Origin of the sequence: Stenotrophomonas sp. 1278, assembly GCF_029892765.1 — a bacterium.
Lineage (GTDB): Bacteria > Pseudomonadota > Gammaproteobacteria > Xanthomonadales > Xanthomonadaceae > Stenotrophomonas > Stenotrophomonas indicatrix.
Genome location: NZ_JARXWD010000040.1, coordinates 21,394 through 30,638 on the forward strand (window position 1 = coordinate 21,394; position 9,245 = coordinate 30,638).

10 protein-coding genes and 1 riboswitch are annotated in these 9,245 nt (G+C 68.3%); of the genes, 5 read left to right on the forward strand and 5 right to left on the reverse strand.

All coding sequences use genetic code 11. The features are described from left to right. Positions 1–62: 62 nt before the first annotated feature. The gene (gene bioD, locus M2299_RS20125; RefSeq protein ID WP_280884894.1) at positions 63–755 is read right to left on the reverse strand and encodes a dethiobiotin synthase; all 693 of its coding nucleotides are present in this window, start codon (positions 753–755) and stop codon (positions 63–65) included. Between the two features lie 66 nt (positions 756–821). Between bioD and M2299_RS20130 the strand changes: the two genes are divergently transcribed. Both M2299_RS20130 and M2299_RS20135 read left to right on the forward strand, forming a co-directional pair. Further along, positions 822–1,304, forward strand: a complete 483-nt coding sequence (locus tag M2299_RS20130) for a GAF domain-containing protein (protein ID WP_025878430.1) — start codon at positions 822–824, stop codon at positions 1,302–1,304. Continuing rightward, complete coding sequence (locus tag M2299_RS20135; RefSeq protein ID WP_280884895.1) at positions 1,301–1,663, forward strand: TfoX/Sxy family protein; 363 nt, start codon at positions 1,301–1,303, stop codon at positions 1,661–1,663. The genes M2299_RS20130 and M2299_RS20135 overlap by 4 nt, the downstream gene beginning before the upstream one ends. Positions 1,664–1,759: 96 nt before the next feature. Here the strand turns inward: M2299_RS20135 and M2299_RS20140 are convergent, their stop codons facing one another. Further along, complete coding sequence (locus M2299_RS20140; RefSeq protein ID WP_059065880.1) at positions 1,760–2,338, reverse strand: histidine phosphatase family protein; 579 nt, start codon at positions 2,336–2,338, stop codon at positions 1,760–1,762. A gap of 176 nt (positions 2,339–2,514) precedes the next feature. Beyond that, positions 2,515–2,737, forward strand: a riboswitch (cobalamin riboswitch). Positions 2,738–2,853: 116 nt separating this feature from the next. Between M2299_RS20140 and btuB the strand changes: the two genes are divergently transcribed. After that, positions 2,854–4,695 carry a TonB-dependent vitamin B12 receptor gene (gene btuB, locus M2299_RS20145; RefSeq protein WP_280884896.1) on the forward strand — a complete coding sequence of 614 codons (1,842 nt, stop codon included), beginning with the start codon at positions 2,854–2,856 and terminating at the stop codon, positions 4,693–4,695. Positions 4,696–4,773: 78 nt separating this feature from the next. Here the strand turns inward: btuB and gph are convergent, their stop codons facing one another. Genes gph through M2299_RS20160 form a run of 3 tightly spaced genes read right to left on the reverse strand, consistent with a single transcriptional unit; the run spans position 4,774 to position 7,210 of the window. Next, positions 4,774–5,442 (reverse strand): phosphoglycolate phosphatase, encoded by a 669-nt coding sequence (gene gph / locus M2299_RS20150; protein WP_080150129.1) that lies wholly within the window; start codon positions 5,440–5,442, stop codon positions 4,774–4,776. A gap of 50 nt (positions 5,443–5,492) precedes the next feature. Beyond that, entirely contained in the window at positions 5,493–6,284 is a 792-nt protein-coding gene (locus M2299_RS20155; protein WP_080150131.1) for a class I SAM-dependent methyltransferase, read from the reverse strand. After that, positions 6,281–7,210 carry a LysR family transcriptional regulator gene (locus tag M2299_RS20160; RefSeq protein ID WP_280884897.1) on the reverse strand — a complete coding sequence of 310 codons (930 nt, stop codon included), beginning with the start codon at positions 7,208–7,210 and terminating at the stop codon, positions 6,281–6,283. Before M2299_RS20160 ends, M2299_RS20155 begins: the two co-directional genes overlap by 4 nt. Positions 7,211–7,316: 106 nt before the next feature. Here M2299_RS20160 and M2299_RS20165 point away from each other — a divergent pair, with 106 nt between their 5' ends. Then, positions 7,317–7,955 carry an NAD(P)H-binding protein gene (locus M2299_RS20165; RefSeq protein ID WP_033830261.1) on the forward strand — a complete coding sequence of 213 codons (639 nt, stop codon included), beginning with the start codon at positions 7,317–7,319 and terminating at the stop codon, positions 7,953–7,955. Between the two features lie 173 nt (positions 7,956–8,128). Continuing rightward, positions 8,129–9,040 (forward strand): MBL fold metallo-hydrolase, encoded by a 912-nt coding sequence (locus M2299_RS20170; RefSeq protein ID WP_280884898.1) that lies wholly within the window; start codon positions 8,129–8,131, stop codon positions 9,038–9,040. The last annotated feature ends 205 nt before the right edge of the window (positions 9,041–9,245 follow it).

Sequence of the window (9,245 nt, forward strand, 5' to 3'; positions counted from 1 at the left end):
CGGCCGCTGGCCGGCAACCTCGAGGTGGTGAAACGCGTGCAGTTGCCGGCCAGCGGCCGGCACTACCTGTGGTCGCTGTGCAGATGCGCGCTCAACGCTTCTCCATCGGCGCCCGGCAGATGCGGCAGCCGGCCCCAGCAGGGCATCGTCAGACGCTGCTGCAAGGTCGCGAAATTCTCATCCTGGCGCTGCATCGACGGATCGATGTGGTTGCCGATCCAGCCCAGGCACTCCACGCCACTGGCCTGCAGCGCGTGTGCGGTCAACCGCGCATGGTTGACGCAGCCCAGGCGCATGCCGACCACCAGCACCACCGGCAGCCGCAGCGCACGTACCAGGTCAAGCTGGTCCAGCTGCGCCGACAACGGCGCCAGCCAGCCGCCCACGCCTTCGACCACCACCACGTCGGCCTGTGCGCGCAGGCGTTCGAAGGCCGCCACGATCGGGGCCAGTTCGATGCGCACGCCATCTTCTGCGGCCGCCAGTTCGGGCGCCAACGGCTGGCGCAATGCGTAGGGGTTCAGATCGGCGTAGTCAGGCACCGGCAGGCTGGCGACCTGCAATGCCAGCGCGTCGTCGTTGCGCAGCCCCTGCCCCGCGTCATGGCTGCCGCTGGCCACCGGCTTCATGCCCACCGCGCGCAGGCCGCGCCGGCGCAGCGCGTGCAGCAGCGCGGTACTGGCGGCGGTCTTGCCGATCTCGGTATCGGTGCCGGTGACGAACAGGGCCTTTGGCAACGTGGCAGGCAGGGACATCACAGGCTCCAGCAGGGCAACAGAGCCCCATTATCGCTGGCCCGGCACGCTTGCTAGACTGCGGCCATGTTCGCCAACGCCTCGCTCACCGGCAGCAAGCCGGAACAATACGCCCAGCTGCTGGAACAGGCCCGTGGCCTGGTCTACGGCGAGTCCGACCGCATCGCCAATGCGGCCAACCTCGCTGCACTGGTCTACCACGCCCTGCCCGACCTGAACTGGGTGGGCTTCTACCTGTACGACGGCAAGGAACTGGTGGTCGGTCCGTTCCAGGGCCTGCCGGCCTGCGTACGCATTCCGCTGGACAAGGGCGTGTGCGGTGCGGCCGCCAGCCAGCGCGTTACCCAGCGGATCGAAGATGTGGACGCCTTCCCCGGCCATATCGCCTGCGACGCCGCATCGCGCTCGGAACTGGTGGTGCCGTTGCTCCGCGGTGGGGAGCTGATCGGCGTGTTCGATATCGACAGCCCGGTCGTTGGCCGCTTCGATGCCGAGGACCAGGCCGGCCTGGAAGCCATCGCCGAGGTGTTCGTCGGGGCGTTGGCGTGAGCGCGGTCAAGCTGCGCAACATCGGCCCGAAGAGTGCGGCATGGCTGCGCCAGGTGGGCCTGCGCAGCCGCGAGGACCTGGTTGCCATCGGTGCCGTTGGTGCCTTCGTCAAGGTCAAGCGTGCCGGCTTCAAGCCCAGCCTCAACCTGCTGTATTCGCTGGAAGGTGCGCTGCTGGACTGCCACTGGCAGGAATTGAGCGAGCCGCAGCGTACGGCGCTGGTGCAGGACTACGAAGCGCGCATTGCCGTGCATCCGCTGAAGGCGGCAGGTCCGGCATCGGGCCCGGTGCATGAGCAGCGCTTCGACGCCGAGGACGACGGCGAAGAAAGCACGGCCGAAAGCACCGACGAGGATTGAGGCCTCGGCGTTGCTGGGAATGCCGGCCACCGGCCGGCACCACCACTGTGATGCGTGATCGGTAGCGCCGGGCATGGCCCGGCGCTACCGGATTCGTCAGGGTTGCTGCAGCTCCAGCAGCTCGCCCACCAGCCCCGCTTCACCGCGCTCGACCCACACGCGCAGGCGCGTGCCGTGGTCGATGCGCAGCGCCCAGCACAGCGACATCGGCAGGCCGCACACCAGCGACAGCACCATGCGCAGCGGGCCGCCGTGGCTGACCACGACCGTCGGCGGCGGGTCGTCGTCATCCAGCAGGCGATCCAGCGCGCGTGCGATGCGCCGTTCGAAGTGGCCCCAGCTTTCGCCATGCGGCGGCGGAAACGCGTGCGGATCGGCGTGGAACGCGGCCAACGCCTCTTCCGGCAGATCGAACAACGATTGGCCATCCCAGTCGCCGAAATCCAGCTCTTCCCACTCCTCGTCGGCCTCAACATCCAGCGCGCGCGGTGTGGCCAGTGCCATCGCCGTATGCAGCGAGCGCAGGCGCGGCGAACTGATCACCCGTTCCCACGATTGCCCGGCATAGGCATCGACCAGTTCCTGCGGCAGGCGGGCCAGCTGCGGCGGATCGCTGCGGCCATCGAGGAACTCATCGCGACCGTTGCCGGCATGGCGGACCAGGTCGAGGATCATGCGCGTGCCCAGTCAGGGCGGCGCGGGAACAGCGGAAAACAGACGGACATCGGCAACGGCACCACGATAATTCGAGCTGCATTCTAGGCGCTGGCGCAGGTCTGCTGCACCGTGCAGGTGCATCCGCGCCTGCTCAGACGTGCGGGTTCGACGCTACGGGCCGGCCGCGATGCCGTAGACTGCGCGCACTTCCAGGTGACCTGCGGCCCTGCCGGCAGGTTGAAACGGGAAGCCGGTGACGCGTGACAACACGCCATGCCGGCGCTGCCCCCGCAACGGTAAGCACGTCAATTCCAGGCAACCCCGCCACTGTGCCGCAGGCATGGGAAGGCGCCTGGACGGTGGCCTCGGGCCACCCGGCGGCGAGCCCGGAGACCGGCCCGGAAGCCTCAGGTCGCGATGCGGTGGGCATGGCGCTGGATGTCTGTGGCGATGGCCGCGGCATCGGCGCGTGCCTGCCTGTTGTGACTCCTCCCCTTCGCTGCGCGGGCGTGCGCGGCACCTGGAGTCCCCCGATGAAACTGCAGTCCCGAATGCTGTCCCTGGCCGTGCTGGCCGCACTTCCTGCATTGGCCCTGGCCGATGATGGCGCCGCCGACCTCGACCAGGTGCTGGTCACCGCTACCCGTACTCCGATCGCCCTGCAGGACAGCATTGCGCCTGCGCAGGTGATCGACCGCGCGCAGATCGAATCCAGCCAGGCCACCTCCCTGCAGGAACTGCTGCAGGGCCGCGCCGGCATCAACCTGACCAATGCCGGTGGCCTGGGCAAGCAGAGCTCGCTGTTCCTGCGTGGCACCAATTCCTCGCACACCGTGGTGCTGGTCGATGGCGTGCGCATCAACAGCGCCGACCTCGGCCTGGCGATGTACCAGGATCTGCCGCTGGCACAGATCGAGCGCGTGGAAATCGTGCGCGGCCCGCAGTCCAGCCTGTACGGTGCCGACGCCATCGGCGGCGTTATCCAGATCTTCACCCGCCGCAACCAGGGGGATTTCGCTCCGCACTTCCAGCTGGGCGGCGGCAGCAATGGCCTGCGTGAAGCCAGCGGCGGCATCGGTGGCGGCACCGAACGCGGCTGGTTCGGCGCCGACATCGCCTACCAGCATTCGGATGGCATCGATGCCTGCCGCGGTTCGGCCACGCTGTTCACCGGCTGCTTTGCCGATGAACCCGACCGCGATGGCTACCGCAACCTGTCCAAGAACCTGCGCGGTGGTTACAACCTGAGCGACCAGTGGACCGTGGAAGGCAGCGCCCTGCGTGCCGACGGCAAGAACCACTACGACGGCTACTACAACTACTCCGAGACCCGCCAGCAGGTGCTGGCCGGCAAGGTGCGCTACACCCCGTCCGAGCAGTTGACGCTGACCGCCAACGTCGGCCGCAGCGACAACGAGTCCGACAACTTCGGTGATTTCGGTGCACGCGGCAGCGCACAGACGCACCGCGACAGCGCTTCGCTGCAGGCCGACATCGGTATTGCCGAAGGCCAGCTGCTCAGCGCCGGCGTGGACTGGAGCGAGGACAACTTGGATGGCAGCAGCGCCGGTTACCTGGTCGACAGCCGTCGCAACACCGGCGTGTTCCTGCAGTACCAGGCGCGCTTCGGCCGTCACCAGCTGCAGGCCAGCGCACGCAATGATGACAACCAGCAGTTCGGCAACCATGCCACCGGCAGCCTCGGCTGGGCGATGGAGTTGGGCCACGGCCTGCGCGTCAACGCCAGCTACGGCACCGCGTTCAAGGCACCGACCTTCAGCGACCTGTACGACCCGTGGAGCGGCGTGCCGACGCTGGACCCGGAAAAGTCCAAGAGTGCCAATCTCGGCATCTCGCAGCAGGGCCAGGGCTGGCGCTGGGGCCTGGACGTGTACGAAACCCGCATCGATGACCTGATCACCTACGACGCGGCCACCTTCCGCATGCAGCAGGTCGAAAAGGCACGCATCCGCGGTGCGGAACTGACCGGCGGCGCCACCGTGGCCGGCTTCGACATCAACGCGCAGCTGAGTTTCACCGACCCGCGCAACCGCACCAACGGCAGCGCGCAGTTCGACAACTGGCTGGCACGCCGTGCGCAGCAGACCGCGCGCCTGGACATCGACCGCCGTTTCGGTGATTTCCGCACCGGCCTGACCGTACAGGGCGCGGGCAAGCGCTACGACGATGCCGCCAACGCGGTGAAGGTCGGCGGCTACGGCACGCTGGATCTGCGCGCCGAATACGCGCTGACCCCGGCATGGTCGGTGCTGGCGCGGGTGGCCAATGTGTTCGACCGCGAGTACGAAACCGTGGCGTGGTTCAACCAGCCAGGCCGCGAGTATCAGCTGAGCGTGCGTTACCAGCCCAGGTAAGTGGTAGCGCCGGGCCATGCCCGGCGTCGGGGCGCCAGATCGAAGGGCCGCCGGGCATGACCCGGCGCTACCGGCGGGTCAGGTCGCCGATACCGCAGCCAATCCCGGCAGTTCACGCAGGTCGTCGATTACCGCGACGGCCTGCGCGTTTTCCAGGTCCAGTCCTCGCGGATAGCCGTAGCGCACCAGCGCAATCGGCATGCCGGCGTCCTCGGCAGCACGATAGTCGGTGAGCGAATCGCCAACCATCAGGCACGCATCGACGGGCAGTTCGAAGTGCGCGGCGATATGCCGCAACGGCTCACCACTGGGCTTGCGCTGCGGCAGCGAATCACCGCCCAACACCAGCGCAAAGGCATCGGCGATGCCCAGGTGCTGCAGCAACGGCGGCACCAGCGCGGCCGGCTTGTTGGTGCAGATGGCCAGCGGCACGTTCAACGCGCGCAACTGCGCCAGCGCGTCCACTACGCCAGCGAACAGCTGCGGGCTGCGCAGCAGGCATTCGCGGTAATGGACCATGAAGGTCGGCATCACCGCTGCCAGATCGATCTGACGCCCGGCGGCCTGCACGGCCTGTTCGACCAGCCGGCGCACGCCGTCGCCGATCCAGCCCAGCACGGTGGCTTCGGGTACGCGCGCCAGGCCGATGTCTTCCAGCGTGCGGTTCAGTGCTTCGGCGATATCGGCGGCGCTGTCGACCAGCGTGCCATCGAGGTCGAACACGACCAGCGGATAGGGATACGACAAGGGACGGCTCACTCGTGCAACGTGGGGCCGTCCATTGTACGCCCGCGTCTTCAGCCGATCCGGCGTGCGCGGGTGGCCAGGAAGGTCGGCAGGTAACGGTCGATCAGGAAGCGCGGCTGCGGCTGCCAGTCTTCCATGAAGCGGTCGATGACGAACCCGGCATCCAGCTGCCCTGCTATCAGATCCCCCAGGCTGTGGCCGAATGTCAGCGCTTCGCCACGGGCCAGCTTGGCCTCGCGCGCGGCGGGCTCCAGGTCTTCCAGGTCGGAATAGGGAATCGCGTACTGCGGGCGGATCAGGCCCTGCTCGCTCAGCTGTGCATCACGCGCAGCAACGAACACCACCGGATTGTAGAAGCTGGCCATCAGCAGGCCATCGCGTGCCAGCACCCGGCGGCACTCGGCCCACACCGGACGCACGTCGGGCACGTACAGGTTCGATATGGGATGGAACACCACGTCGAAGCTGTCGCTGGCAAAGGCCTGCAGATCACGCATGTCACCCTGCACGGTGCGCAGCGACAGACCGTCGCGGTCGGCGACGGCGCGGTCCTGCGCCAGCTGCCCGTCGGAAAGATCGAACACGGTCACCTCAGCGCCTGCCGCGGCAAGCACGGGTGCCTGTTGGCCACCGGCCGAGGCCAGGCACAGGATGCGCCTGCCACGCACATCGCCCAGCCAATCCAGCGGCAACGCACGCGGCGTCAGGTGTACCTGCCAGCGTCCCTCGCGTGCGGCGGCAATCGTTTCGGCATCCACCGGTCGCGACCACTCGCGCACCTCGCTGGCCTGGCGGTCCCAGGCAGCACGGTTGTGGTCGATCAACGCCTGTCCATGGTTCATGTGTTCTCCTTGCCCGAAGGGCGCCAGTCCAGATCCTGGAAGGCCGGGCTGGCGAAGCACTCGGCGAGGAAATCCAGGAATCGCCGCATGATAACGGGCTGTTGCCGGCGCGAGGCGTACACGGCATGAATGCCCAGCTCGTCCAGGCTGTACTCGGGCAGCAGTTCGATCAGTTCACCACTGCGCAGCAACGGTGCGACCTGATAGGTCGGCAACATGGCAATACCGGCATTGGCGCGCACCGCCTCCAGCAACAGCGATGCTTCATTGGCACTGATGTTGCCGCCCACCGCCACCGACAGCGAGCGCCCTCCGCGATGCAGCTGCCACAGGCTTTTGCCGACGTAGTGATGGGTCAGGCAGTTGTGCACGGCGAGGTGTTCGGGCGCGGTCGGCGTGCCACGCGCCTGCAGGTAGGCCGGCGTCGCGCACAGCACCGAACGGCAGATCGCCAAACGACGTGCGATCAGGCTGGGATCGATCTGCCGCGCGATGCGCACGGCCAGGTCGACGCGCTCCTCCACCAGGTTGACCATGCGGTCGACCAGCAGCAGTTCGATGCGTGCGGCCGGATGGCGCTGCACGAAGGCGGCCACCGCACGCGCCAGATGGCTCTGCCCGAACGACACGCTGGCGGTGATGCGCAGCGTGCCGTGTGGCTCGGGATCGTCGCTGGCCAGCTCACCCTGCAGTTCCTCGCCGATCGCCAGCATCTGCCGGAAACGCGCCAGCGCGGCTTCACCGGCCCCGGTCAGGCTGACCCGCCGCGTGGTCCGGTGCAGCAGCCGCGCGCCCAGCCAGCCCTCCACCTCGGCCAGGTAGCGGCTGACCATCGCCCGCGACATGTCCAGCACCTCGGCGGCGGCGGTCAGGCTGCCGCGCTCGGCAACTTCGACGAATACAGTCATGGCGGTCAATCGGTCCATCTGCTCGATCCATGCAACAAACAAGCGCGTTATACGCTGTTTTTCGAGCGACTGCAGCGGCCTACAGTGGCCCCATTCCCAGCCACCACCCCCACGGAGTCCTGCCATGAAGATCGCCCTCGTCGGTGCCACCGGCAACATCGGCCGCCAGATCGCCCGCCACGCGCTGGCCAACGGCCATCAACTGACCGTCATCGTGCGCAGCGCGCAGGACCTGCCGGCCGAGCTGGCCGGTGCCCATCCGGTCATCGCCTCGCTGGATGACCAGGACGCCCTGGTCGCCGCCATCACCGGCCACGATGTGCTGGCCAGCGCCTACGGCCCGCGCCCGGGCGACGACATCGGTCGCGTCGGCGAGGTTGCCGCACAACTGGCCAACGCCGCCCGCAAGGCCAACGTGCCGCGCCTGGTCGTGGTCGGCGGCGCCGGTAGCCTGGAAGTCGCCCCCGGCGTGCAGCTGGTCGACACCCCCACCTTCCCGGAGGCCTACAAGCCTTACGCGCTTGCCCACCGTGAAGCGTTCAACCGCCTGCAGGCGGTGGATGACCTGGACTGGACCTTCTTCTCGCCGGCCGCCGAAATCGGCCCAGGTGAAGAGCGTGGGCAGTACCGCGTGCAGCCCAAGGCCTTCCTCGCCGATGCCAGCGGCCACAGCCGCATCAGCTACGCCGACTACGGCGCCGCGTTCGTCGCCGAACTGGAAGCGCACAAGCACCCCAGGCAGATCATCACGGCGGCGTACTGATCGCGCACTCGCCGGCCTGACCGCCCGCCGGGCATGGCCCGGCGCTACCCACCTGTAACGCCGAAGGCAACGGCAGGAGCCGTTGCCAACGTCGCTTGCGACGGCCCGTAGAGGGCCGGGCAAGGACGCCCGGCATAGCCAACGCTCGGCTCGACACTCCAAGGACACCTCCCATGCGTACTGCTGCCCTGCTGCTTCCTCTCGCGCTGGCTGCCAGCTTCACCAGCGCCCCGCTGCTGGCCGCACCGGCCACGCCTGCACCCGCCAGCGCTGCCAAATCCCAGCTGCGCCTGCAGACCTTCCATCCCGGCCCGCAGGCAATGTTCTCGGTGTCCTCGGTGCTGATCGAAGGGCGCAACGACGCGATCCTGGTCAACGCGCAGTTTGCTGCCGGCGATGCACGCCGGCTGGTCGAGCAGATCCGTGCCAGCGGCAAGCGCCTGACCACCATCTACATCAGCCATGGCGATCCGGACTATTACTTCGGCCTGGCCACCGTGCAGGATGCGTTCCCGCAGGCGCGCATCGTCGCCACCGCGCAGACCGTGGCGCACATCCGTGAATCCCAGGCCGGCAAGCTGGCGTACTGGGGGCCGAAGATGGGCGCCGACGCTCCCGCACGCATCGTGGTGCCCGCAGTGCTGGAAGGCGATGCACTGCAGCTGGAAGGCCAGCGCCTGCCGTTGATCGGCCTGGATGGCCCGACGCCGGACCGCAGCGTGCTGTGGGTGCCGTCGCTGCGCGCGATCGTCGGTGGCATTCCGGTGGTGGCCGGCGAGCACGTGTGGATGGCCGATACGCAGACGCCGCAGTCGCATGCCGATTGGCTGCGCACGCTGCAGCAGCTGCAGGCGCTGAAGCCGAAGGTGGTGGTGCCCGGTCATTACGCGGAGGGGGCGGCACTGGATGCCAGTGCGTTGCGCTTCACCGCGGATTACGTCCGTGCCTTCGATGTTGAAACCGCCAAGGCCAGGGACAGCGCTGCGTTGGTGAAGGCGATGCAGGCGCGCTATCCGCAGCTGGCGGGTGTGGCGTCGCTGGAGTTGAGTGCGAAGGTGGCCAAGGGCGAGATGCAGTGGCCGTAAGGTAGGGGGGTTCTTTTGCAGGGCTGCGCCCTGCACCCGCAGAGGCAACTGCAACAGCCGAAGCAACAGCAGAAGCTGGTTTTCTGAGGGTTAGCGGGGTGGGGGGGGGGGGGGGGGGGGGCCGCAAACCCCCCCGGGGGGGGGGGGGGGGGCCCCCCCGCCCCCCCCCCCCCCCCCCCCCCCCCCCCCCCCCCCCCCCCACCAC